The 23,325-nt window shown below is 69.6% G+C and carries 21 protein-coding genes; 9 read left to right on the top strand and 12 right to left on the bottom strand.

Annotated features, from left to right (window positions below):
- Nucleotides 1–105: 105 nt before the first annotated feature.
- The 5 genes from rpe to ACOQOP_RS19155 all read left to right on the top strand — a co-directional run bounded on the left by rpe (nt 106) and on the right by ACOQOP_RS19155 (nt 6,399).
- Nucleotides 106–771, top strand: a complete 666-nt coding sequence (rpe, locus tag ACOQOP_RS19175) for a ribulose-phosphate 3-epimerase (protein ID WP_420563417.1) — start codon at nt 106–108, stop codon at nt 769–771.
- A gap of 13 nt (nt 772–784) precedes the next feature.
- Nucleotides 785–2,434 (top strand): heparinase II/III family protein, encoded by a 1,650-nt coding sequence (locus ACOQOP_RS19170; protein WP_420563416.1) that lies wholly within the window; start codon nt 785–787, stop codon nt 2,432–2,434.
- An 83-nt stretch (nt 2,435–2,517) separates the two neighbouring features.
- Complete coding sequence (locus ACOQOP_RS19165) at nt 2,518–3,528, top strand: MraY family glycosyltransferase (RefSeq protein ID WP_420563415.1); 1,011 nt, start codon at nt 2,518–2,520, stop codon at nt 3,526–3,528.
- Nucleotides 3,525–4,466 (top strand): NAD-dependent epimerase/dehydratase family protein, encoded by a 942-nt coding sequence (locus ACOQOP_RS19160; RefSeq protein ID WP_420563414.1) that lies wholly within the window; start codon nt 3,525–3,527, stop codon nt 4,464–4,466. The genes ACOQOP_RS19165 and ACOQOP_RS19160 overlap by 4 nt, the downstream gene beginning before the upstream one ends.
- 40 nt (nt 4,467–4,506) lie before the next feature.
- On the top strand, nt 4,507–6,399 hold the full coding sequence (locus ACOQOP_RS19155) for a polysaccharide biosynthesis protein (protein WP_420563413.1): 1,893 nt from the start codon (nt 4,507–4,509) through the stop codon (nt 6,397–6,399).
- A 208-nt stretch (nt 6,400–6,607) separates the two neighbouring features.
- On the opposite strand, the gene ACOQOP_RS19150 is transcribed toward ACOQOP_RS19155, so the two are convergent.
- From ACOQOP_RS19150 to deoA, 4 genes are read right to left on the bottom strand one after another with little or no spacing between them, the layout of a single operon-like run.
- Entirely contained in the window at nt 6,608–7,120 is a 513-nt protein-coding gene (locus ACOQOP_RS19150; RefSeq protein WP_420563412.1) for a DUF2937 family protein, read from the bottom strand.
- Nucleotides 7,121–7,131: 11 nt separating this feature from the next.
- Entirely contained in the window at nt 7,132–7,989 is an 858-nt protein-coding gene (locus tag ACOQOP_RS19145) for a phytanoyl-CoA dioxygenase family protein (RefSeq protein ID WP_420563411.1), read from the bottom strand.
- Nucleotides 7,986–9,209 (bottom strand): phosphopentomutase, encoded by a 1,224-nt coding sequence (locus ACOQOP_RS19140; protein WP_420563410.1) that lies wholly within the window; start codon nt 9,207–9,209, stop codon nt 7,986–7,988. The genes ACOQOP_RS19145 and ACOQOP_RS19140 overlap by 4 nt, the downstream gene beginning before the upstream one ends.
- Nucleotides 9,209–10,528, bottom strand: coding sequence for a thymidine phosphorylase (gene deoA / locus ACOQOP_RS19135; protein ID WP_420563409.1), 1,320 nt, complete (start codon nt 10,526–10,528; stop codon nt 9,209–9,211). The genes ACOQOP_RS19140 and deoA overlap by 1 nt, the downstream gene beginning before the upstream one ends.
- A 199-nt stretch (nt 10,529–10,727) precedes the next feature.
- Here deoA and ACOQOP_RS19130 point away from each other — a divergent pair, with 199 nt between their 5' ends.
- Complete coding sequence (locus tag ACOQOP_RS19130; protein WP_420563408.1) at nt 10,728–11,105, top strand: PRC-barrel domain-containing protein; 378 nt, start codon at nt 10,728–10,730, stop codon at nt 11,103–11,105.
- A gap of 49 nt (nt 11,106–11,154) precedes the next feature.
- The gene (locus tag ACOQOP_RS19125) at nt 11,155–11,382 is read left to right on the top strand and encodes a hypothetical protein (RefSeq protein ID WP_420563407.1); all 228 of its coding nucleotides are present in this window, start codon (nt 11,155–11,157) and stop codon (nt 11,380–11,382) included.
- 27 nt (nt 11,383–11,409) lie between these two features.
- Here the strand turns inward: ACOQOP_RS19125 and purH are convergent, their stop codons facing one another.
- The 3 genes from purH to ACOQOP_RS19110 form a co-directional block, all read right to left on the bottom strand.
- Nucleotides 11,410–12,996, bottom strand: a complete 1,587-nt coding sequence (purH, locus tag ACOQOP_RS19120; protein ID WP_420563406.1) for a bifunctional phosphoribosylaminoimidazolecarboxamide formyltransferase/IMP cyclohydrolase — start codon at nt 12,994–12,996, stop codon at nt 11,410–11,412.
- Nucleotides 12,997–13,097: 101 nt separating this feature from the next.
- The gene (locus tag ACOQOP_RS19115) at nt 13,098–14,069 is read right to left on the bottom strand and encodes a DMT family transporter (RefSeq protein WP_420563405.1); all 972 of its coding nucleotides are present in this window, start codon (nt 14,067–14,069) and stop codon (nt 13,098–13,100) included.
- A 32-nt stretch (nt 14,070–14,101) separates the two neighbouring features.
- On the bottom strand, nt 14,102–14,794 hold the full coding sequence (locus ACOQOP_RS19110; RefSeq protein ID WP_420563404.1) for an alpha/beta fold hydrolase: 693 nt from the start codon (nt 14,792–14,794) through the stop codon (nt 14,102–14,104).
- Between the two features lie 90 nt (nt 14,795–14,884).
- On the opposite strand from ACOQOP_RS19110, the gene bfr reads away from it, so the two are divergent.
- Nucleotides 14,885–15,376, top strand: coding sequence for a bacterioferritin (gene bfr, locus ACOQOP_RS19105; protein ID WP_420563403.1), 492 nt, complete (start codon nt 14,885–14,887; stop codon nt 15,374–15,376).
- Between the two features lie 176 nt (nt 15,377–15,552).
- On the opposite strand, the gene gyrB is transcribed toward bfr, so the two are convergent.
- The 4 genes from gyrB to dnaA form a co-directional block, all read right to left on the bottom strand.
- Nucleotides 15,553–18,009, bottom strand: coding sequence for a DNA topoisomerase (ATP-hydrolyzing) subunit B (gene gyrB, locus ACOQOP_RS19100; protein WP_420563402.1), 2,457 nt, complete (start codon nt 18,007–18,009; stop codon nt 15,553–15,555).
- Nucleotides 18,010–18,023: 14 nt separating this feature from the next.
- On the bottom strand, nt 18,024–19,217 hold the full coding sequence (gene recF / locus ACOQOP_RS19095) for a DNA replication/repair protein RecF (RefSeq protein ID WP_420563401.1): 1,194 nt from the start codon (nt 19,215–19,217) through the stop codon (nt 18,024–18,026).
- A complete protein-coding gene (gene dnaN / locus ACOQOP_RS19090; RefSeq protein WP_420563400.1) occupies nt 19,214–20,335 on the bottom strand; it encodes a DNA polymerase III subunit beta in 1,122 nt (373 codons plus the stop codon). Before dnaN ends, recF begins: the two co-directional genes overlap by 4 nt.
- Nucleotides 20,336–20,529: 194 nt before the next feature.
- Nucleotides 20,530–21,942, bottom strand: coding sequence for a chromosomal replication initiator protein DnaA (gene dnaA, locus ACOQOP_RS19085; RefSeq protein WP_420563399.1), 1,413 nt, complete (start codon nt 21,940–21,942; stop codon nt 20,530–20,532).
- 656 nt (nt 21,943–22,598) lie between these two features.
- Here dnaA and ACOQOP_RS19080 point away from each other — a divergent pair.
- Nucleotides 22,599–22,940, top strand: coding sequence for a hypothetical protein (locus ACOQOP_RS19080; RefSeq protein WP_420563398.1), 342 nt, complete (start codon nt 22,599–22,601; stop codon nt 22,938–22,940).
- A gap of 17 nt (nt 22,941–22,957) precedes the next feature.
- On the opposite strand, the gene rpsT is transcribed toward ACOQOP_RS19080, so the two are convergent.
- Nucleotides 22,958–23,224: a 30S ribosomal protein S20 gene (rpsT, locus tag ACOQOP_RS19075; RefSeq protein ID WP_420563397.1), complete on the bottom strand. Its 267-nt coding sequence runs from the start codon at nt 23,222–23,224 to the stop codon at nt 22,958–22,960.
- Between the last annotated feature and the right edge of the window lie 101 nt (nt 23,225–23,325).

Below are 23,325 nucleotides of genomic sequence, written 5' to 3'. Positions count from 1 at the left end.
TTGCGTTTGGCGACAGGGGAGCGCGCCCGTCCCCCGAGCCGATGCCGGGGCGGCGACGGGGTACTGGCGCTTGAAGCGACCGGCGCAACCTGCTACCGACCGGCCATGGCCAACGCACCGCTGATCGCCCCCTCCATTCTCGCCGCCGACTTCGCCAAGCTCGGCGAGGAGATCCGTGCCGTCGACGCCGCCGGCGCCGACTGGATCCATGTCGACGTGATGGACGGGCATTTCGTGCCGAACATCTCGCTCGGCCCGGCGATCGTGAAGGCGATCCGGCCCTATACGCAGAAGACCTTCGACGTCCACCTGATGATCTCGCCGGTCGACGCCTATGTCGGCGGCTTCATCGAGGCCGGGGCCGATATCGTCACCGTGCATCCGGAGGCCGGCCCCCATGTCCACCGCACCCTGCAGCTCATCCGCTCGCTGGGGGCGAAGGCGGGCGTGGCGCTGAACCCGGGCACGCCGGTGGAGGCGCTGGACAACCTGATGGACATGGTCGACCTGATCCTGGTGATGACCGTGAACCCGGGCTTCGGCGGCCAGGCCTTCATCGCCTCACAGCTCGACAAGATCGCCGCCGTGCGCCAGAGAATCGCCGCCACCGGCCGCTCCATCCACCTGGAGGTCGATGGCGGGGTGACGGCGGAGACGTCCGGGCGCATCGTGGCGGCCGGGGCCGACGTGCTGGTCGCCGGGACCGCCACCTTCAAGGGCGGCACCGATGCCTACGCGGCGAACATCGCCGCGATCAGGGCCGCCAACTGACGGGAGAACGGTCGTGAGCAGGCGGCGGGATAGGCGCGGACTGTCGGATCGCCTGCGGGACGCCTATTTCGCCTCGCCGGTGCATGCCTGGCGTCTGTCCGGACCGGTGCCGGACGGGCTGGCGGTTCCCGTCGCCGATGCCTGGACCGGCGATTCCGATCTCGGCCGCGAGCTTCTGGAGGGCACCTACACCCTCGGCGGGACCGCCGTTCAGGTCGGGGCCGATCCCTGGGGCCAGAGCGGCTACAGCGATGCCGCGCTGGAGGCCCTGCACCGGTTCGAGTGGCTGCGCGACCTGCGCGATCTCGGCGGCGACGCCGCCCGGCGCCGCGCCCGCGACCTGGTCGGTGCCTGGATCGAGCGGTTTCCGACCTGGCACCGGCTGGCCTGGCGGGCCGACCTGCTGGCCGCCCGCGTCGCCGCCTGGGTCCATACCTTCGGCTTCTTCGCCGATTCCGCCGATGACGAGTTCCGCCGCCGGGTGCTGGAGAGCCTGATCCGCCAGTACCGCCACCTGCTCAGCGCGGTGGAGAGCGGCCCCGACGGGGTGTCCCGGCTGGAGACGCTGCGCGGGGCGCTGATCGCGGCGGTCGCCCTCGGCGCCGACGGCGACGAGATCCAGGGGCTGGTCGACCGGCTGGATGCCGCGATCCGCGCCCAGATCCTCCCCGATGGCGGCCACCGGTCGCGCTCGCCCGCCATGCAGACCGACGCCCTGGTCGCGCTGGTCGATGCCCGCGCCGCCCTGCGCGCCGCCGGTCGGGAATCCACCGCCGCCCTGGACGAGACGATCCAGCGCATGACCGGCGTGCTTCGCATGCTGCGCCACGGCGATGGCGGCCTCGCCCTGTTCAACGGCGCCACGGAGGGGCAGGTGTGGCGGCTGGACACACTGATCGCCCGGGCCGAGACCAAGACCCGGGCCGTGACCTCCGCCCTGGAGGCCGGGTTCGAGCGGCTCGTGGCCGGCCGGGCCGTCGCGATCCTCGACACCGCCGCCCCGGTCGCGGCCGACGACACCGCCCATGCCGGTACCCTCAGCCTGGAATTCTCGGTCGGCAAGGAGCGGCTGATCGTCAATTGCGGGGCGGCCCCTGGCGATCCGCGCTGGCAGGGGCTGCTGCGGGCCTCGGCCGCCCATTCCGGGCTGGTGATCGACGACACCAACACCACCGAGCTGCGCGCCGATGGCAGCCTCGGCCGACGCCCCGCCCAGGTCCGCCTGGAGCGCTGGGAGGCGGACGGCGCCGTCTGGGTCGAGGCCGAGCATGACGGCTACCGCGAGAGCCACTCGATCCTGCACCGCCGCCGCCTGTTCCTGGCCGCCGGCGGCGACGACCTGCGCGGCGAGGACGTGCTGAGCTATACCGGCGGGCCGGGGGCGAAACCGCAGGAGGCGGCGATCCGCTTCCACCTGCACCCGCGGGTCTCCGCCTCGCTGATCCAGAACGGCGCCTCGGTGCTGCTGCGCATGCCGTCCGGCGGCGGCTGGCGCCTGCGGGTGACCGGCGGCCGGCTGGCGATCAACGAGAGCGTCTATTTCGGCGAGGGCGGCCGGCTGCAGCGCACCCGGCAGATCGTCATCGCCGTGCCGCTGGCCGAGCTGCGGGAGCTGGAGTCGGTCTCGGTGAAATGGGCCCTGCGCCGCGAGGACCGGCGCTAACTGGACGCGCGAAACCGTAAGGCCCCGGGGCAACCCGAAAGCGTCCTATCTCCCCTCGCCCCGGCTGTGTATAAGCCCTGGCGATGACTGCGATTCTGATCATCGTCGGCCTGGGCGCCGCGCTCTCCTGCCTCGCCACCCGCGCGGTGCTGTCGCTGCTGCGGCGCGCGGCGGTGCTCGACCACCCCAACGACCGGTCCAGCCATGTGATCCCGACACCGCGCGGCGGCGGCATCGCCGTGATCGCCGCCATCGTCGCCACCGCTCTCGGCGCGGCCATGGCCCGGGGAGAGCCGGCCGGGGGGATGGGTGTCGCCATGGCTCTGGCGATCGGCCTGGCCGTGGTCTCCTTCATCGACGACCTGCGCAACCTTTCGGCCGGCATCCGCCTGACCGCCCATGGCGTGGCCGTGGTAGGCGGGCTCTGGGCGCTGGGCGGACACGGGGCCTTCGCCGCCTACCTGCCGCAGCCCCTCGACCTGACCCTGACGGCGCTGGCCTGGCTCTGGTTCATCAATCTCTACAACTTCATGGACGGCATCGACGGAATCGTCGGCAGCGAGACCGCCGCCATCGCGCTCGGCATCGGCGGCCTCGCCGTCCTCGGTCTCGCCCCGGCGTCGCTGCTCGGCCCGAGTGCCGCGATCCTCGGCGCCGCTCTGGGATTCCTGATCTGGAACTGGCACCGGGCGAGGATCTTCCTGGGCGATTCCGGGAGCATCCCGCTCGGCTTCCTGGTCGGCTACCTGCTGATCGATACCGCCCAGCCGGGTGGTCCGGCCCTGGCCGCCGCCCTGGTCCTGCCGCTGGTCTTCGTGGTCGACGCCTCGGTGACCCTGATCCGGCGGCTGGCCCGCGGCAAGAAGCCGACCGAGGCCCATCGCGAGCACGCCTATCAGCGCGCGGTGCAGGGCGGCTGGCCCCATGACCGGGTCTGCGGCGCCGTGCTCGCCGCCAACGCCCTGCTCATCGCAATCGCCTGGGGACTGGCCGCGGTGAACCCCTGGGCCGCCCTCGCCGCCGGGCTCGCCGTCGCGGCCCTCGCCTATCTCCTTCTGATGCGCGTGGGCCGACACGCCCCGAGGCCGGCATGAGGGTCCTGGTCACCGGCGCCAGCGGCTATGTCGGCCGCGCCGTGCTGCGCGACCTGGAGGCCGCCGGCCATGAGCCCGTCCCTGCGGTGCGCGATCCGGCCACCCTGGCGCCGCGCTGGCGCGACCGGGCGGTGACGGTCGGCGATCTCGGCCCGCGCACCGAATGGTCGGCCGCCCTGGAGGGGGTCGAGGCGGTCATCCACCTGTCCAGCCCCAGCGCGCCAGGCGGCCTGTCCGACGCGGTCCTGGGAGACAGCATCGTTGACGGAACGAAACGGTTGGCCGAGGCTGCGTCGGCGGCCGGAGCGCGCCGATTCGTGTTCATGAGTTCGGTCAAGGCGACCGGCGAGACCACCCCGTTCTCTGGCATCGACGAGACCGCGACACCGACGCCGGGCGATTCCTATGGCCGCGCCAAGCTCGCGGCCGAACAGGTGCTGGCGAAGAGTGACCTGGAGGTGGTGATCCTGCGGCCGCCGCCGGTCTACGGCCCGGGCAGCGGCGGCAACCTGCGGCGGATCATCGACTTCCTGCGCGGCGCGCCGCCGGTGCTGCCGCTGGGCATCTCCGGCAACCGGCGCTCCTTCCTGCACCGCGACAACCTCGCCTCGGCCACCCTTGCCTGCCTGGAGCACCCGGAAGCGGCCGGCCGCACCTTCTTCGCCACCGACGGCGAGGCCCTGTCTACCGGGGCGCTGACCCGACGGATCCTGGATGCGCTCGGCCGCCGGGCGCTGCTGCTGCCCGTCCCGGCGCGGGGCCTGGCCCTGCTGGGCGATACCGGCCGGCGGCTCGGCGGATCCTGCGCCTTCGACGACAGCGCCCTGCGCCACACCCTGGGCTGGAAGCCGGTCGTCGACCCACGGGCCGGGATGCTGGAGGCTGTCCGGGAGACCGCGGACCCGCTGCTGAGTGCCGATGGCGGGAGGCAAGCGTGATAGACTCCCGCCCCACCGCCACCCCAGCCCGCGACATCGCATGAACCCCCGCGCTTTCAGACGCTCCCTGCTGATCTTCGCCCATGACACGGTGATGGCTGCCTTGTCGTTCCCGTTGGCGCTGTATCTGCGGCTAGGCGACCAGATCGCCTGGTGGCCGATGCAGGCGATCCAGACCGGCACGGCGCTGTTCACCCTGACCGCGCTGGCGGTGTTCCTGGTGATGCGGCTCGACACCGCGGTATGGCGCTACACGTCGATCGGCGATCTCGGGCAGATCGTGCGGGCGGTGGCGGTGATCATCGCCGCCTTCCTGGTGCTGCAGTTCATCGTCACCCGGCTGGATTCCCTGCCGCGCTCCTTCCTGGTGATCGAGGCCGCCCTGCTGACGATCCTGCTCGGGCTGCCCCGGGTCGGCTACCGGCTGCTCAAGGACGGCACGATCTCCGCGCTGTTCGAGCGCAACGCCCAGGGCAAGGTGCCGGTGCTGCTGGTGGGCGCCGGCGACGGGGCCGACCTGTTCATCCGCGAGACCGCCCCCGGCCACGAGGTGCCCTATCGGGTGGTCGGCATCGTCGACGACCGGGATTCGCGCACCGGCCGGCGCATCCGCGGGGTGCCGGTCTTCGGCGGGCTGAAGGATCTGGAGGATGTGGTCACCCGGCTGACCGGCCAAGGCCTGCGGCCGCAGCGCATCATCCTGACCCGCCGCCAGATCGACGGGGCGACGATCCGCGGCCTGCTAGATCGGGCCGACGCCATCGGCATTCCGGTCAGCCGCATGCCCACCCTGAGCGCGCTGGAGACGCCCGGCGACGGCCAGGTGCAGCTCCGCCCGATCAACGTGGAGGACGTGCTCGGCCGCCCGCAGGCGACCCTGGACCGCCCCTCCATGCAGCGGCTGATCGCCGGCCGGCGGGTGCTGGTCACCGGGGCCGGCGGCACCATCGGCTCGGAGCTGGTCCGCCAGATCGCCGATCTCGGCCCGGCCCACATCACCCTGGTGGACCAGTCGGAATACGCGCTCTACCGGATCGACCTGGAACTGGCCGAACGGGTGCCCCACCTGCCCCGCGCCGCCCTGATCGGCGATGTGCGCGACCGCGCCCGGGTGACCGAGATCCTGGGCGAGGCGCAGCCGGAAATCCTGTTCCACGCCGCCGCCCTGAAGCATGTGCCGCTGATGGAGGCCAATGTCTGCGACGCGGTGCTGACCAATGCCGTCGGCACCCGCATCGTCGCCGACGCCGCCCGGGCCGCCGGGGTCGGCACCGTGGTGGTGATCTCCACCGACAAGGCGGTGAACCCGACCAACGTCATGGGAGCGACCAAGCGGCTGGCCGAGGCCTACTGCCAGGCGCTCGACCTGGACGGCGGCACCCGCTTCGTGACCACCCGCTTCGGCAACGTGCTGGGCTCCACCGGCTCTGTGGTGCCGCTGTTCCAGCGCCAGCTCGAGCGCGGCGGCCCGCTGACCGTGACCCACCCGGACATCACCCGCTACTTCATGACCGTGCGCGAGGCGGTGGAGCTGGTGCTGCAGGCCGCCGCCCTGGAGAGCGAGCGCGGCGGCATCACCGTGCTCGACATGGGCGAGCCGGTGAAGATCGTGGATCTCGCCGACCGGATGATCCGGCTCGCCGGGCTGGAGCCGGGCAAGGACATCGCCATCGCCTTCACCGGCCTGCGTCCCGGCGAGAAGCTGCACGAGGAACTGTTCCACGGGGCGGAGACGCTGGAGGCGACGGAGATCCCGGCCATCCGCCGCGCCCATCCCCGCACCGCCGATCGCGCCCTGATCGAGCGCGGCCTGGACGAGCTGGAGGCCGCCGCCCGCTCGCGGCAGATGGGAGCAACGGTGGAGATCCTCGGCCGCATGGTGCCGGAATATGAGTCGGGCGCCGCGACGGTCGTCGCTGTGAAAGGGTCGTGAGCCTGCCCGGCCTCCACCCTGACTTCATCCCGCCCGCGCCGTCATCCTGAACTCCCCGTCATCCTGAACTCCCCGTCATCCTGAACTTGATTCAGGATCATGTGTCCGGCGTCTGCAGCTTGATCCTGAATCAAGTTCAGGATGACGGTGGGCGAGGGCGGGCGAGGGCCGGTGCGTCAGCGGGCGGGTGCGTCAGCGGGCGGGTGCGTCAGCGGGCGGGGGCGCGGCGGCGGGGGGAGCGGAAGCCGCGCACCAGCAGCGTGGACACCGCCGCGAACAGCATCCAGGCCAGACCCGCGCCGACCAGACCCCAGCGGGGATCGATCGTCAGACCGGGCCGCCATTCCGCATAGGCATTGCCCAGGATCTCGCTGTCGGAATGGCGCAGGGCCACCGCCGGCCGGGTCCAGGGTCCCGCCGCGTCCAGCTCGGCGCGGGCGTCCCGCAGGTCGGCCAGCCGCTCCACCATGGCGGTCAGGCGGCGGCCGGAGCCCTGGATCGCCGGGTCCGCGTTGGCGCGGTGGCGCTCCAGATAGGCCTCCAGGGTCAGGTTCTGGGCAGCGGCCTCGGTGCGGTGGGCCGTCACCTGCCGGTCCAGTTCGTCCACCGCCCCGCCCAACCGTTGCGCATAGGCATCGACGAAGGAGGTGACCTGCGATCCCCCGGTCAGGCCGAGGATCACCACGAGGAGCAGGCACAGATCGCGCAGCATCCTGAACATGAGCTCTCCGGTCAGAAGCCGCGGAACGGATCGTCCGGGCGGCGGCGGATCCAGTTGCCGGGATGCCAGGCCGCCTCGCCGTCCACCACATGCAGCGTATAGGCCATGCGGGAGCGCGGCGACGTGTTGGCCGCACTGCCATGGGGCAGTAACCCGTGCAACACCACCAGGGTTCCCTTGCGTGCCGGCAGCGCGACGAACCCGTCGGCCGGGTAGGGCGAGTCGTCCAGGGTCTCCAGGGCCAGCGCCCCGCCGCGCTCCAGGAAACGCTGGCGCAGCGGTCCCCGGTGCCCGCCGGGCTGGGCGATCAGGCAGCCATTGCTCTCGTCCGCATCCTCCAGGGCCAGCCAGAAGCCGGTGACGGTGGGCGGGTCGGTAACCAGGAAGGCGGCGTCCTGATGCGGCACCACCGCGCCGCCGATCGCCGGCGGTTTCCAGATCACCATGGACTGCGCCAGCTTCGGCGCGGCGATGCCCAGGGCGGCGGCGATCCGGGCCAGCACCGGACTGCGCGACACCCGGTCGAACACCGGATCCAGGTCGTGCATGGCGTGGCCGAGCTTGTTCACCGCCCGGTGCCGGTCGACGGTGAGATCGCCCGCCGCATCCACGGCCCCGTCCTCTAGGAACACCCGGATCTTGTCGCCGCTCTCCCGGAAATACGTGTCGGAGGCGTGTTTCGGCGCGGTGGTGGAGAAGACCGAGCGCCCCTCCGCCGGGTCCCAGGCGTCTACGATGGCATGGGACCGGTCGATCAGGGCGTCGCAGTCGGATGGCGGGACCGCATCCTCCACCACCAGCAGCCCGTCGCGGCCATAGGCGGCGGCGAGGTCGGCCGGGTCGCTGTCGGCCGTGAAGCGCGGGATCATCGGCCCGGCCCCAATCTGTCGATGCCGTGCTGGCCCGGCGGGAGGCCCAGATGGGCGGCCAGGGTGGCGCCGACATCGGCGAAGGCGAGCTGTCCCAGATCACCCGGCGCCAGACCGGGGCCGGCGAACAGCACCGGCACCTGCTCGCGGGTATGATCGCTGCCCCGCCAGGTCGGGTCGCAGCCGTGATCGGCGGTCAGCACCGCGAGATCTCCCGGCCGCAGCGACTCGAGAAAGCGCGGCAGGTCCCGGTCGAACGCCTCCAGGGCGGCGGCATAGCCGGCCACGTCCCGGCGGTGGCCGTACAGGCTGTCGAAATCGACGAAGTTCGCCACGACCAGGGCGTTGTCCTGGTCCCGGCCGGCGACCGCCATCAACGTGTCGAAGACGCCGTCATTGCCGGCCGCCTTGATCTCCTCGCCGGTGCCCGCATGGGCGAAGATGTCGCCGATCTTGCCGATGGAGACCACCGCGCCGCCGGCCTCCGACTGGCGCTGCAATAGGGTCGGCGCCGGCGGGGTGACGGCCAGGTCCTTGCGGTTGGCGGTGCGGGTGAAGTCGGCGGGGCCGCTGCCGACGAAGGGCCGGGCGATGATCCGGCCGACCGTGTCCGGCACCAGGGTTCGCGCCACCCGGCAGACCTCGTAGAGCCGCTCCAGCCCGAAGCTCTGCTCATGGGCGGCGATCTGCACCACGCTGTCGGCCGAGGTGTAGAGGATCGGCTTGCCGCTCGCCATGTGCTCGGCGCCGAGTTCGGCGATGATGGTCGTTCCGCTTGCGTGACGATTGCCCAGGATGCCCGGGAGGCCGCAGCGCTCGATCAGGGCCTCGGTGAACGCCACCGGAAAGCCCGGCACGGTCTCCGGGTAGTAGGTCCAGTCGAATTGCACAGGCACGCCGGCTAGTTCCCAGTGCCCGCTGGGCGTGTCCTTGCCCCGGCTGGTCTCCGCCGCATGGCCCCAGGCGCCGGTGCGGGCAGCAGCCGCGTCCAGGCCTTGGGGCTCCGTTCCGGCGGCGCCGCGATGGGCGGCCCCCAGGCCAAGGGCGAGCAGGTTGGGCAGATGCAGCGGCCCGCTGCGGCCGTGGCCGTTGCCCCTACCCGCCGCACAGGCCTCGGCGATATGCCCGAACGTATCCGAGCCGGCATCGCCGAAGCGTTCGGCATCGGGCGCGCCGCCGATGCCGGCGGAATCCAGCACGATAAAGAAGGCGCGGGCCATCAGCGCTCCCCCGTCCGCCGCTCGATCACCACGGGGCCGGGCGTGGCGGCTGCCTCGCCCAGGGTATAGGCGCCGCGGATGGCGGCGGTGACCGGCTCGGCGGCGGCGGCATCGCGGCACCGGATCACGGCCAGCGGCACGTCCGGGCCGACCGTCTCGCCGAGGCCGGCGATCTCGGTCAGGCCGACGGCATGGTCGATCCGGTCGGCGGCCTGACGGCGCCCGCCCCCCAGCTCGATCACCGCCACGCCGAGCCGGCGGGCATCGATGCGGGCCACGGTGCCGGGCCTGTCGGCATAGACCGGCACGGCCACGGAAGCGGTCTCGAGATAGTCGTCGGGCCGGTCCATCAGGTCGACGGGACCGCCCAGGGCGGCCACCATCCGGGCGAAGACCTCCGCCGCACGGCCGTCCTCCAGTGCCAGACGGGCCATGTCGCGGCCAAGCTCGGGAGTGTCCGCGAGCCTGCCCTGGGCCAGCATCTCGCCGGCCAGGGCCAGGGTGACCTCCAGACTGCGCGGTTCGCGCTCGGCGCCGGTGAGGAAGGCGACCGCGTCGGCCACTTCCAGCGCGTTGCCGGCGGTGCGGCCGAGCACCTGATTCATGTCGGTGATCAGCGCCACGGTGGGCAGACTGGCGGCGCGCGCGGTCTCCGCCAGGGCGTCTGCCAGCTCGCGCGCCTTGGTCAGGTCGTCCATGAAGGCGCCGCTGCCGCATTTCACGTCCATCACCAGGCCGTCGAGGCCGGCGGCCAGCTTCTTCGACAGGATGGACGCGGTGATCAGGGCGGCGGACTCGACCGTGGCCGTGACGTCGCGGATGGCATAGAGCCGCCGGTCGGCGGGGGCGAGATCGTCGGTCTGGCCGATCACCGCGCAGCCGACCTCGCGTACCACCCGCTCGAAACGCGCCAGGTCCGGATTGGTGCGGTAGCCGGGGATCGAGTCCAGCTTGTCCAGCGTCCCGCCGGTATGGCCGAGCCCGCGACCGGAGATCATCGGCACATAGCCGCCGCAGGCCGCCACGATGGGCGCCAGCATCAGGCTGATCCTGTCGCCCACGCCGCCGGTGGAATGCTTGTCCAGCACCGGCCCGTCCAGCCCCTGCCAGCGCAGCACGGTGCCGCTGTCCGCCATCGCCCGGGTCAGGGCGGCGCGCTCCTCGGCATCCATCCCCCGGAAGAACACTGCCATGGCGAAGGCGGCGGCCTGCCCCTCGCCCACCGACCCGCCGGTCAGCCCGGCAATGAAATCGGCGATCGCCACGGCCGACAGGGTCTGGCCGTCACGTTTGGCGCGGATGACTTCCTGGGGCAGCACGGCAGCGGTCCTTCGGTGATCGGTCGTCGATGGCCAGAATATTCGATGGCCAGACTACATGTGGGGTCCGGGCGCCGCCACTGCGACGGGACGCCGGGGGACCGACCGCAACTGACAACGGCAATGACCGGAAAACCTATGGAACCAGCCCCGCCCCGCCGCCGTTGCCCAGACACATGCCCAACGAAAGGAGGCGCATATGAGGAGGAACATTCTGGCCGGCGCCGGCGCGATCGCGCTCGCTGCCACGGCCTTCGCAACCCTGCCGACCATCCCGGCGCAGGCCGAGACATCCGTGGTCGTGGTCGATGCACCCGATCTGTACCGCAGCCCCGCGATGGGCAACGGCCCCCGGCTGTCGGAACTGAGCGGCCAGGCCGTCTACAGCAATTCGGGCAAGAAGATCGGCGAGATCGAGGATTTCGCGATCGGCCGCGGCGGCGATGTGGTCGCGGTGATCGACACCGATGACGGTCCCCTCGACGAGCTGTTCGACGAGAATGATGACGACATGCTCATCATCCCGCTGCGCGAGCTGCGCACCGCCCCGATGGCCAGCCTGTACGACGCGCAATAAGCGCCGCTGCTGACCCGGACATCACCCACCAAGACCCTTGGAGGATGACATGACCAGAATTCTGATGACCACGGCGGCGCTTGTCGCCGGTGCCTTCGCCCTCTCCGCCTGCGGCAACACCGCCACCGAACGCGGCGTCACCGGCGCCGGCCTCGGCGGGGCCGCGGGCTACGCGGTCGGCGCGCCGCTGCTCGGGGCCGCCGCCGGCGGTGCCACCGGCGCGTTCACCGAGGAGGACGACATCAACCTCGGCAGCCCGATCTGGGACTGGGACTGACCCGTCCCGCCCGCACTTCCGGCACGATCAGTGCCGGAAGTGCCGCATCCCGGTGAGGACCATCGCCAGGTTCCGCTCGTCGGCGGCGGCGATGATCTCCTCGTCGCGGATCGAGCCGCCCGGCTGGATGATGGCCGTAGCCCCCGCCTCGGCCACCGTGATCAGCCCGTCGGCGAAGGGGAAGAACGCGTCCGACGCGGCGACGGAGCCGACCGTGCGCGGCTCGGCCCACCCGGCCGCCTTCGCGGCATCCTTGGCCTTGATCGCGGCGATGCGGGCGGCGTCCACCCGGCTCATCTGCCCGGCACCGATACCCGCGGTGGAGCCGTCCTTCACGTAGACGATGGTGTTCGACTTCACGTGCTTGCCGATACGGAAGGCGAGCAGCAGGTCGCGCATCTCCGCCTCGGTCGGCGCCCGCTTCGTGACGACCTTCAGCTCGGCCTGGGTCACCCGCCCGGCATCGCGCGACTGGACCAGAAGGCCGCCGGCCAGGTTCTTCACCATCAGCCCGGCCGCTGTCGGGTCCGGCATGCCGCCGGTCTTCAGCACCCGCAGGTTCTTCTTGGCGGCGAAGACCTCCAGCGCGGCCGGGTCGAAATCCGGGGCGATGACCACTTCGCTGAAGATCGCCGCGATCTTCTCGGCGGTCGCAGCGTCCATCCTGCGATTGGCGGCGACGATGCCACCGAAGGCGCTGACCGGATCGCAGGCCAGGGCAGCGTCCCAGGCCTCGCTCAGCGAGCCGGCGACGGCCACGCCGCAGGGATTGGCGTGCTTGATGATGGCGATGCCCGGATCGTCCAGTTCGGCGGCCAGCTCGAAGGCGGCGTCGGTGTCGTTCAGGTTGTTGTAGCTGAGTTCCTTGCCCTGCATCTGCTCGGCGGTGGACACGCCGGCGCGGCTCTCCGTGGTCCGGTAGAACGCCGCCTGCTGGTGCGGGTTCTCACCGTAGCGCAGCACCTGCGGGGCGGAGCCGGCCAGGGTGAAGCGGCGCGGGAACACCTCGCCCACCTCGCCGGCCAGCCAGCCGGAAATCGCGGCGTCATAGGCGGCCGTGCGGCCATAGGCGGTGGCGGCCAGCTTGCGGCGCAGCGCCAGGGTCGTCGCACCCTCGTTCGCGCGCATCTCCTCCAGCACCGGGGCGTAGTCCTCGACGTCGACGATGACGGTGACGAAGTCGTGGTTCTTCGACGCCGCGCGGATCATCGCCGGGCCGCCGATATCGATGTTCTCCACGCTCTCGTCATAGCCGGCCCCGCGGGCTCGGGTCGCCTCGAACGGGTAGAGGTTCACCACCAGCAGGTCGATCGGCGCGATGCCGTGCTCGTCCATGGCGGCGACATGGTGGTCCAGGTCGCGCCGGGCGAGCAGGCCGCCATGGATCACCGGGTGCAGGGTCTTCACCCGCCCGTCCATCACCTCCGGAAAGCCGGTCCGCTCGGCCACCTCGACCACCGGGATGCCGGCCTCGGCGATCGCCTTGGCGGTGCCGCCGGTGGACAGGATCTCCACGCCCATCTGCGACAGGGCGGCGGCGAACTCGATGAGGCCGGTCTTGTCGGAGACGGAAATCAGGGCGCGGGCGACGGGAACCAGATCGGGGGCGGCCATGGGCGGCGACCTCGGCAGTTGTTCAGGGATGCGGGCTTATCCCCATAGAGCGCGCCGCGGTCAACCGGACAGAGCGTCTCGGGGGCGGTCCGGGCGGCTTTTCAGCCGTCTTTCCCCATCGCCCGGGGCGAGGGGACCGGCGGCACCCGGTCGACCGCCGTGGAGGGCGGGCCGGCGGCGAGCTTGCCCTCCTTCTTCAGCCGGGCCTCGCGGATGCCGATATAGGTGGCGCTGGAGAAGATCATCGCACCGCCGATCCAGGTCCAGATATCCGGCACCTCGTCGAACAGGACATAGCCGATGGCCGCCGCCCAGAGCAGCTTGGAGAAGTCCACCGGCAGCACGGCCGAGGCGTCCGCCACCTTGAAGGATTGGTTCATCGCGGTCTGGGCGATGGTGCCCACGAAGCCGATGGCGACCAGCCAGAGCAGGATTTCGAGCGACGGCCAGGTCCAGAACGGCAGGGCCGCCACCAGGGCGATCGGCGACAGGAAGATGGACGCATAGGCGGTGATGGTGACGCTGGATTCCGTGCGGGTCAGCACCTTGATGACCATCAGCGCCACCGACCACACCACCGAGGACCCGAGAACCAGCAGCGGACCGAGCCCGACCTCGATCACGCCGGGACGCAGGATCACCATGGCGCCGAGGAAACCGATGGCGATGGCGGTCCAGCGGCGCAGGCGCACCGTCTCGCCCAGCACCAGCATCGCCAGCACCGTGGCGAAGAGCGGGGCGGTGAAGCCGAGCGCGGCCACGGTGGCCAGCGGCGTGATCGACAGGCCGTAGAAGAACATCAGCATGGCGCAGGCGTTCAGCCCGCCGCGCGCGGCGAACAGCTTCATCTTCGTGGTGCGCAGCGGCATCCAGCCCTGGCGCAGGAACACCGGGGCGAGCGCAAAGAAGCCGAAGAAGACCCGGAAGAAGGCGATCTCGAACGGGTGCATCTCCACGCTCACGTGACGGATCGCGGCATGCATGAAGCTGAAGGCGGCGGCGGCCACCGCCATCATCAGGACGCCGGCGAGGGAGCCCGTGACCAGCGGGGACAGGGAGGATCTGACTGACACCCCCGCAACCTACCCGCCGATCCCCCGGATGCCTAGATCCCGTTCAGAAACGCCATGATGCTCTCCGCCAACTGATCCGGCTTCTCCATCGGGATGATGTGGCCGCAATCCTCGAACACCTCCAGGCGCGCGTTCGGGATGCCGGCGGCCAGCGCCTCCAGCTCGGCCAGCGGCCGCAGCAGGTCGTCGCGGGCAGCGACCACCAGCGTGGGGGCGGCGATTTTGGGAAGGTCGCCGTATCCGTCCACCCGCGTGGCCTGGAGCTGGCGCGCCATGACCGCGCCGCCCAGCTCCGCCCCCATGGCCCGCAGCCGGGCCACCAAGGCGTCGCGGTCCGGATGGTCGGGATGGAGTCCCCTGGACAACGCCCTGCGCGACATGCCCTTGAAGCCGGTCTCGGCGAGCTGGGAGAGGATCGCCTCCTTGCGGGCATGCTCGGCCTCGGTCGTGGCCCGGGCCGAGGTGCCGATGAGGATCAGCGCCGCCACCCGCTCCGGCGCGGTCAGCGCGATCTCTCGCGCCACGAAGCCGCCCATGGAGAAGCCGAGCAAGTTGAACTGCTCGGGCGCGTCATCGAGCACCCGGCGCGCCATGCCTGTGATGGAGGTGTCGCTGTAGACGTCCCCGTGCAGCAGGTCGAGTCGGTCGCCGAGGCTGCGGGCCAAGTCGTCGAACAGACCGGGTCCGAGCATGAAGCCGGGCAGGCAGACTGTATTGCGGATCATTCTCAATTATTTGAAATCATTACGTTTTTTCTTGCCGATTTGAACCGTTCTTGTACTCTGCCCGCAATGATCCGACCGACGGAGGGCGCCATGAAGGGCGACAAGACAGTCATTGAACACCTGAATCGCATCCTCAAGAACGAGTTGACGGCGATCAACCAGTACTTCCTGCATTCCCGGATCCTCGGCGACTGGGGCGTGTCGAAGCTTTCCAAGAAGGCCTACGAGGAATCCATCGAGGAGATGGAGCACGCCGACAAGCTGATCCAGCGCATCCTGTTCCTGGAGGGCCTGCCGAACCTGCAGGAGCTGAACAAGCTGCGCATCGGCGAGAGCGTGAAGGAAATCATCGAGTGCGACCTGGCGGTCGAGCTCGACGCGGTGCCGGACCTGCGCGAGGCGATCGCCTATGCCGACTCGATCCGCGACTACGTCAGCCGCGACCTGTTCGTTGAGATCCTCAACGACGAGGAAGAGCATGTGGACTACCTGGAGACCCAGCTCGACCTGATCGGCCGCATCGGCCTGGAGCACTACACCCACCTGCAGAGCGAAGCCAACGCGATGACCGAAGGGTCGTAAGGCCTCTCATCGCCTGGGACTTTGCCCACAAAAGCAACCGGCCGCCGGATGATCCGACGGCCGGTTTTTCTTTGTTCTGACGCCCTTCGTTAAATGACCCCAAACAACTAGATGACCTCAACCTGAGCAGGAGCGAAGCGACGTGTCGGAGGGCAAGCGCGGGCCAGGAACCCCGATCACACGTCCAGGTTCGCCACCTTCAGGGCGTTGGACTGGATGAACTCGCGGCGCGGCTCCACCACGTCGCCCATCAGGGTGCTGAACACCTCCTGGGCCTCGTCGGCATGGGCGATCTTCACCTGCAGCAGGGTGCGGCGGTCCGGGTCCAGCGTGGTCTCCCAGAGCTGGTCCGGATTCATCTCTCCCAGACCCTTGTAGCGGTTGATGGTCAGGCCCTTGCGGCCGATCTCGAAGATCGCCTCGATCAGCCCGACCGGCCCGTAGACCGTGCGTTCGGCCCCGTCCTTCTGCACCAGGGTCGCCGGCTCGGCGAACAGCTCGCGCAGGTCGGCCGCCCGCTCGGCCAGGGCCCGGGCCTCGGCGGTGCGCATCAGCACGCCGTCGATATGGTAGGTCTCGGTCACGCCGCGCAGGGTACGGGCGACGACGATCGCCGGGCCGGTCTCGGTCTGCTCCTCGTAGGAGGCGAACCAGCCGCGCTCGTGCTCCTCCGACAGGGCGTCGAGGCGCCGGGCGAAATCGGCCGCCGCCGCCGCGGCCGCCGCCGGATCGGCCAGCAGGGACGGGCGCAGCAGGTCGGCCACCGCCGCCTGCTCGGTCACCACCGGACCGCCGAGACGGCGCACCACCGGCTCCAGGAGCTGCCGGGCCTGGCGGGCCAGCTCGCCCTGATGGGCCAGGTCGGCCGCCCCGATCTGGGCGCCGGACGCGGTGCGCAGGACCGCGCCCTTGGTGCCCTCGTCGATCAGGAAGCGCTCCAGCGCCTTGTCGTCCTTGAGGTAGGTCTCCTCATTGCCCCGCTTCACCCGGTAGAGCGGCGGCTGGGCGATGTAGAGATAGCCGCGCTCCACCAGCTCCGGCATTTGCCGGAAGAAGAAGGTCAGCAGCAGGGTGCGGATGTGGGAGCCGTCGACATCGGCGTCCGTCATGATGATGATCCGGTGGTACCGGGTCTTCTCGATGTTGAACTCCTCCGGCCCGATGCCGGTGCCCAAGGCCGCGATCAGGGTGCCGATCTCGGCGCTGGACAGCATCTTGTCGAAGCGGGCGCGCTCCACGTTCAGGATCTTGCCGCGCAGCGGCAGGATCGCCTGGTTCTTGCGGTCGCGGCCCTGCTTGGCGGAGCCGCCGGCGCTGTCGCCCTCGACCAGGAACAGTTCGGCCTTGGCGGGATCGCGCTCCTGACAATCGGCGAGCTTGCCGGGCAGGTTGGCGATGTCCAGCGCCCCCTTGCGCCGGGTCAGCTCGCGGGCGCGCCGGGCGGCGTCGCGGGCGGCGGCGGCCTCATAGGCCTTGGTGACGATGCGCTTGGCCTCGTTGGGATGCTCGTCGAACCACTGGTCCAGACGCTCGCCGACGATGCTCTCCACCACCGGCTTGACCTCCGAGGAGACCAGCTTGTCCTTGGTCTGGGAGGAGAATTTCGGGTCCGGCACCTTGACCGACAGCACGCAGGTCAGCCCCTCGCGGGCGTCGTCGCCGGACAGCGAGACCTTCTCCTTCTTCGCGATGCCCGACTGGCTGGCGTAGTTGTTCACCTGCCGGGTCAGCGCCGCGCGGAAGCCGGCCAGATGGGTGCCGCCGTCGCGCTGCGGGATGTTGTTGGTAAAGCACAGCATCGTCTCGTGATAGGAGTCGGTCCACTCCATCGCGATCTCGACGGTGATGCCGTCCTTCTCGCCCATGGCCGAGATGGTCGGGTGCAGCGGCGAGCGCGAGCGGTCGAGATACTCGGCGAAGGCCTTCAGGCCGCCCTCGTAGAACAGGTCGGTGGTCTTCGGGTCGCCATGCCGCTCGTCGGTCAGCACGATGCGCACGCCGGAATTCAGGAAGGCCAGCTCGCGCAGCCGATGCTCCAGGGTGGCGTAGTCGAACTCGACCATGGTGAAGGTCTCCTTCGACGGCTTGAAGGTGACCTCGGTGCCGGTCTTGCCGTTCGACGGGCCGACCTCCGCCAGATCCGCCTCGGCATCGCCGTGGCGGAAACGCATGAAATGCTCCTTGCCCTCGCGCCAGATCCGCAGCTCCAGCCATTCGGAGAGCGCGTTCACCACCGAGACGCCGACCCCGTGCAGACCGCCGGAGACCTTGTAGGAGTTCTGGTCGAACTTCCCGCCGGCATGGAGCTGGGTCATGATGACCTGCGCCGCCGAGACCCCCTCCTCGGAATGGATCTGCACCGGGATGCCGCGGCCGTTGTCGCGCACGGTGACCGAGCCGTCGCCGTTCAGGATCACCTGGGCGGCGTCGCAATAGCCGGCCAGGGCCTCGTCGATGGCGTTGTCGACCACCTCGTAGACCATGTGATGCAGACCGGACCCGTCATCGGTGTCGCCGATATACATGCCCGGGCGTTTGCGCACCGCATCGAGGCCGCGCAGGACCTTGATGGAATCCGCGCCGTACTCGTTCTCTTGACCGTTTTCGGTGCCGTTGGTGGCGTCGTCAGCCATGGGGGAGACTCCGGTTAGGACACGACGTCGGCCGGCCGGACCCTGCCGTCGGCGACGTCGAACAAGCGCGCGCGATCGGCGATCGGCGCGAAGGTGGAAAGGTCGGTGCCGGTGAGCCAGGCCTGCCCGCCGAGGTCGAACACGGCCTCGAACAGGGCGGCGCGGCGGCGGTCGTCCAGATGAGCGGCGACCTCGTCCAGCAGAAGAATGGGCGCGGCATGCTCGTCGATCGCCTGCAGCCTTGCATGGGCGAGCACGATGCCGACCAGCAGGGCCTTCTGCTCGCCGGTGGAACACTGCGCCGCCGGCATGGCCTTGCCCACATGGGTCACGGCCAGGTCGGTGCGGTGCGGCCCCTCGGCCTCCTGCGGGCCGAAGCGGGCGGCGGCCAGGGTGGCGCGCAGCCGATCCTCGACTTCCAGCGCCGGGGTGCCGACCAGCCAGCGGTCGATCTCGCCGTCCAGCGCCAGCTCGGCGGCCGGGAACGGGTCGCGGGTGGCAGCACAGATCCGGTTGAGTCGGGCAACGAGCGCGGCCCGGGCGGCGGCGATGGCGACCCCGGTCTCCGCCAGGGTCTCCTCCAGCGCCGCGTACCACGCGGCCTCGCGCCGGCCGTCCTTGATCAGGCGGTTGCGCTCGCGCCAGGCATGTTCGTAGGTGTTCACCCGCCCGGCATGCTCGCCGTCAAAGGCATAGACCAGCCGGTCGAGGAAGCGCCGGCGGCCGGAGGCACTCTCGGTGAACAGCCGGTCCATCGCCGGGGTCAGCCAGGAAACGGTCAGGTGGTCGCCCAGGGCGGACTGGCTGCGGGCCGGCGCGCCGTCGATGCGCACGATCCGCCGCTCGCCCTCCACGCTGGCGTCCCGGCCGGTACCGATCCGTGCGTCGCCGAGCTTGCCGGTGATCGTCGCCGAGACCGCCCAGGCGCCGGCATCGCCGACCCGGTCGATCTCCGACAGCTTCGCCCGGCGCATGCCGCGGCCTGGGCTGAGGAAGGAGACCGCCTCCAGCAGATTGGTCTTGCCCGACCCATTGGCGCCGGTCAGCACCGCCACCGGCCGGTCGATCTCCAGCGAGGTCTCGGCATGGTTCCGGAACCGGGTGAGGCTGATCGTATTCACCGCCAGCCGCAGGGGTGCCCCGGCGGTGGAGGCGGCACCGCTATGTTCGCTGAGAATGGGACCCTCGACCGACACGCGCGCCGTCACACCCTCATCGGCATCAGGACGTAGAGCGCGCCATCATCGGCCTCGTCGGTGACGATGGTCGGCGAGGCCGCATCGGCCATCTGGAACACGGCCTTGCCGCCGTCATCGACCTGGTCGGCGATGTCCAGCAGGTACCGGGAATTGAAGCCGATCTCCATGGAGGCGGCACCATATTCCACGTCCATCTCTTCGGTCGCCTGAGCGTTGTCCGGGCTGTTGGCGGAGAGGGTCAGGGTGCCGTTGGTCACGGCCAGCTTCACCGAGCGCGACTTCTCCGTGGAGATCGTCGCCACGCGGTCGACCGCCTTCTTGAAGGAGCCGCAATCGACCCGCATGATCTTGTCGTTGCCGGCCGGGATCACCCGCTCGTAATCCGGGAAGGTGCCGTCGATCAGCTTGGTGGTCATTACGGTGTCGGCGAAGGCGAAGCGCAGCTTGTTCTCGCTGAGGCCGATCTGCACGTCGCCGTCGGTCTCGTCGATCAGCTTGCGGATCTCGGTCACCGCCTTGCGCGGCACGATCACCGAGGGCATGCCCGACGCCCCCTCCGGCAGCGGCATCTGCACCCGGGCGAGGCGATGGCCGTCGGTGGCGACGGCGCGCAGCACCGCCATGCCGTTGGCCTGGGTCTCGTGCAGGTAGATGCCGTTCAGGTAGTAGCGGGTCTCCTCGGTGGAGATCGCGAAGCGGGTGCGGTCGATCAGCGTCTTCGCATCGGCCGCCGAGAGCACGAAATTGGTGGTCAGCTCGTCGCCGGACAGGGCCGGAAACTCCTCCACCGGCAGGGTCGGCAGCGAGAAGTTGGAGCGGCCGGCGCGGATCGCCATGCGGCCGCTGTCGCCCGCGACCGTCAGCTCGACCTCCGAGCCGTCCTGCAGCTTGCGAGCGATCTCGTACAGCGTGAGCGCCGGCACCGTGGCGGAGCCCGGCTGCTCGACGGAACAGGCCACACTCTCGACCACGTCCATGTCCATGTCGGTGGCGGTCAGCGACACCCGTCCTTCCTTGGCCTGCAGCAGCACATTGGCCAGGATGGGGATGGTATTCCGGCGCTCGACGACGCTCTGAACATGGGCCAGCGGCTTCAGGAGGGCCGCCCGGTCTATGGTGATCTTCATGTGCTCGCTCGAACTGGATTGACGCCTGACGGACCGGCGTATCGCGACCCTCGGCAACCACCTGATCCGGCGGAACCCGACCGCCCGCGACCCGGCGAATCGAAAGTCAGACTTTATAGCACGAAACGCTTGTGCACAGGGAGTTTTTCACCGTCCGGCGAGGCGGTTTCCGCCATCGCCGGACGGCAAGGGACTCACCCCTCCAGCATCCGCCGCAGCAGGTCCACGTCGGCGTCGAAATGACGGTCCGTGGCCCGCAGTTCGTCGACCTTCTTGACGGCGTGCATGACCGTCGTGTGGTCGCGGCCGCCGAACTTGCGGCCGATCTCCGGCAGGGAGCGCTGGGTGAGATGCTTCGACAGGTACATGGCGATCTGCCGCGGCCGGGCGATGGCCCGGGCCCGGCGGGCCGAGTACATGTCGGAGATCCGCATGTTGTAGTGCGACGCGACCTGGCGCTGGATCTCCTCGATCGTCACCCGGCGGTCATTGGCCTTCAGCAGGTCGGACAGGACCTCCTGCACCATCTCCAGGGTGATCGCCCGACCGACCAGGGTCGAGTGGGCCACCACCCGGTTCAGTGCCCCTTCCAGCTCGCGCACGTTGGAGCTGATCTTGTGGGACAGGAACTCCATGACCTTCGGCGGGATGTCCGCGTCCACCCGCTCGACCTTGGACTGCAGGATGCCCAGGCGCAGCTCGTAGTCGGTGGGATGGATATCGGCCACCAGGCCCCAGCCGAGGCGGGAGCGCAGCCGCTCCTCCAGCCCGTCCAGGTTGGTCGGGCTCTTGTCGGCGGAGATCACGACCTGGCGGTTGTTGTCCACCAGGGCGTTGAAGGTGTGGAAGAACTCTTCCTGGGTGCTGTCCTTGCCGCTGATGAATTGCACGTCGTCGATCATCAGCACGTCGACGGAACGGAACAGGTCCTTGAAGGCGACCGTGTCCCGGTACCGCAGGGCCCGGATGAACTGGTACATGAACTTCTCGGCTGAGAGGTACAGGACCCGCCGCTGCGGATGGTTCCTGCGGATCTCCCAGGCGATGGCATGCATCAGGTGGGTCTTGCCGAGGCCGACCCCGCCATACAGGAACAGCGGGTTGAAAGGCACGGTCTCGCTTTCCGCCACCCGGCGGGCGGCGGCGAAGGCCAGCTCGTTCGGCTTGCCGACGACGAAGTTCTCGAAGGTGAAGCGCGCGTCGAGCGACGCCGAGATGGCGTTCAGGTCGCTCGGCGGTTCGGCGGTCACCAACTCGGGGGTCGCCAGCGGCTCATCCAGCGGCTCGGCCGGCTCCTCGTCCGCGAGCACCTCGGCGACGACCCGTGCGGCCGCCTCCTGGCGCGCGGCGGCGACCACCTCGACGGCGGCGATGGCCGGGTCCTCGCCCTGCCACAGCCCGCGCAGACGGTCGCCGTACTGGGTGACCACCCGGTCGCGCTCGAACTTCGACGGAATGGCCAGATACACCACCTGACCGTCGCGGCGCGCCAGAGTCAGCGACTTCAGCCAGCCGCGATAGGCGGTCTCGCCGCATTCCGAACGCAGACGTGACTTGACCCGCGCCCACTGCGCGGCAAGCCCATCGCGATCCGCAACCTCAGCCATGACGACCCTCCCTCGAAAGATCGCCCGCCGGCCGGTCGACGTTGGTCAGCGCGATGCTCCAATAGTTCCACTTTGACGATACATCCCCCGATTGGCTCCCCCAGCCGATCCGTGTCACCGTCCTTCCCTCGCATTCTCGTGAACCCCGACCTGCGGCGGTTCGTTTGGCCCAATCATCCACAGGGGCATCCCTATCACCCCTGCACCGAGATCATTCGATCGTCTACACACACCGGTGGCGCCGCGGCTGACGCCGCTTCGTTCAGCATTTAGTCAGTATTCGGAAATTTACCCCGAGAACTTGAGCCGGGAAAATCCATTCGACCGAATGAAACCGCTCTGTATGTAAGACGAATTACTTGACATATTTATTCCCTATGCTTCGCAACTCGTCATCTGCGGTGAGGTCGATAAGGTACTAGGCGGACCATCGGCGCGCAACCGAGTCGAACACTCTATGACGATTTTTTTTCGACCCCCTGCGCGGGGCGATCACGCCCCCGTGAAAGAGTCATTGGGATTCAGCAGATTGGGCTGCTTTCCTCATCTCAGACTCAACGAATCGGCCCAACTACTTCACCGGCCAGAATCGTGATGGGGATTCAGATTGCTAACCCCGGCCTTCAAATTGTCACACATAAAGAAGGTGCATCCGAATGCCGGCCAACACAATCATCGCAGGTGGCGCCGAAATCCTTTCCGAGGTCAGATCCGACAGGCTGCGCATACCGGCGGCAGATCCTGGCGCGTGGCGATACGGCAGGATGGATCGGCCCAAAGCCCCGGATCTTCCAGGGGTTCGCCCCGCCGGAGACCAGATCGCCGCGCGCCGGACGGCTACTCTTGAGTCCGGCGTGACGATGCCGCCGCTCGACTTGCCGGGCGGCGCGATCCTCTGGCGGGATCCCGCAGAGACGAGAGCGGGCAACGGCCGTCATCGACGCAAAAAAGCCGCCGGAACCGGCGGCTTCCTCGTCGTCGTCTCAGTCCCGGCCTGACGTCAGGCGTCAGAAACTCAGGCGCCGAGGGCCTTGATGGCGGTGTTCAGGCGGGACAGCTTGCGCGCAACGGTGTTGCGGTGCAGGACGCCCTTGGTGACGCCGCGATGCATCTCCGGCTGGGCGGCCTTGAAAGCCTCCAGGGCCGCGGCCTGATCGCCGGCGGCGATCGCCTTCTCGACGCGCTTGACGTGCGTGCGGATGCGCGAGATGCGCGCGTGATTGATCTCGTACCGCCGTGCGTTGCGCCGGATGCGCTTTTCGGCTGAAGCGTGGTTGGCCATGTTCTTCTCTCAAAGTACGGCAGGTCCGTGGAAGGCGGGCTTATAACTCCCGCCCCGGACGGCGTCAACAATGACTCGCCCTGCCTTGGGTGATTCTTTGG

This window comes from Thalassobaculum sp. (genome assembly GCF_965223715.1).
In the GTDB taxonomy this organism is placed as follows: domain Bacteria; phylum Pseudomonadota; class Alphaproteobacteria; order Thalassobaculales; family Thalassobaculaceae; genus Thalassobaculum.
The sequence above is the reverse complement of the archived record's forward strand: the minus strand, read 5'-3'. Positions and strand labels throughout refer to the sequence as shown.

Excerpts from the sequence above, each read along its gene's own strand:
- rpe (WP_420563417.1), top strand. The coding sequence starts at position 106 with ATGGCCAACGCACCGCTGATCGCCCCCTCCATTCTCGCCGCCGACTTC.
- ACOQOP_RS19165 (WP_420563415.1), top strand. The coding sequence starts at position 2,518 with ATGACTGCGATTCTGATCATCGTCGGCCTGGGCGCCGCGCTCTCCTGC.
- ACOQOP_RS19160 (WP_420563414.1), top strand. The coding sequence starts at position 3,525 with ATGAGGGTCCTGGTCACCGGCGCCAGCGGCTATGTCGGCCGCGCCGTG.
- ACOQOP_RS19155 (WP_420563413.1), top strand. The coding sequence starts at position 4,507 with ATGAACCCCCGCGCTTTCAGACGCTCCCTGCTGATCTTCGCCCATGAC.
- ACOQOP_RS19150 (WP_420563412.1), bottom strand. The coding sequence starts at position 7,120 with ATGTTCAGGATGCTGCGCGATCTGTGCCTGCTCCTCGTGGTGATCCTC.
- ACOQOP_RS19145 (WP_420563411.1), bottom strand. The coding sequence starts at position 7,989 with ATGATCCCGCGCTTCACGGCCGACAGCGACCCGGCCGACCTCGCCGCC.
- ACOQOP_RS19140 (WP_420563410.1), bottom strand. The coding sequence starts at position 9,209 with ATGGCCCGCGCCTTCTTTATCGTGCTGGATTCCGCCGGCATCGGCGGC.
- ACOQOP_RS19130 (WP_420563408.1), top strand. The coding sequence starts at position 10,728 with ATGAGGAGGAACATTCTGGCCGGCGCCGGCGCGATCGCGCTCGCTGCC.
- ACOQOP_RS19125 (WP_420563407.1), top strand. The coding sequence starts at position 11,155 with ATGACCAGAATTCTGATGACCACGGCGGCGCTTGTCGCCGGTGCCTTC.
- purH (WP_420563406.1), bottom strand. The coding sequence starts at position 12,996 with ATGGCCGCCCCCGATCTGGTTCCCGTCGCCCGCGCCCTGATTTCCGTC.
- ACOQOP_RS19110 (WP_420563404.1), bottom strand. The coding sequence starts at position 14,794 with ATGATCCGCAATACAGTCTGCCTGCCCGGCTTCATGCTCGGACCCGGT.
- bfr (WP_420563403.1), top strand. The coding sequence starts at position 14,885 with ATGAAGGGCGACAAGACAGTCATTGAACACCTGAATCGCATCCTCAAG.
- gyrB (WP_420563402.1), bottom strand. The coding sequence starts at position 18,009 with ATGGCTGACGACGCCACCAACGGCACCGAAAACGGTCAAGAGAACGAG.
- dnaN (WP_420563400.1), bottom strand. The coding sequence starts at position 20,335 with ATGAAGATCACCATAGACCGGGCGGCCCTCCTGAAGCCGCTGGCCCAT.
- dnaA (WP_420563399.1), bottom strand. The coding sequence starts at position 21,942 with ATGGCTGAGGTTGCGGATCGCGATGGGCTTGCCGCGCAGTGGGCGCGG.
- ACOQOP_RS19080 (WP_420563398.1), top strand. The coding sequence starts at position 22,599 with ATGCCGGCCAACACAATCATCGCAGGTGGCGCCGAAATCCTTTCCGAG.
- rpsT (WP_420563397.1), bottom strand. The coding sequence starts at position 23,224 with ATGGCCAACCACGCTTCAGCCGAAAAGCGCATCCGGCGCAACGCACGG.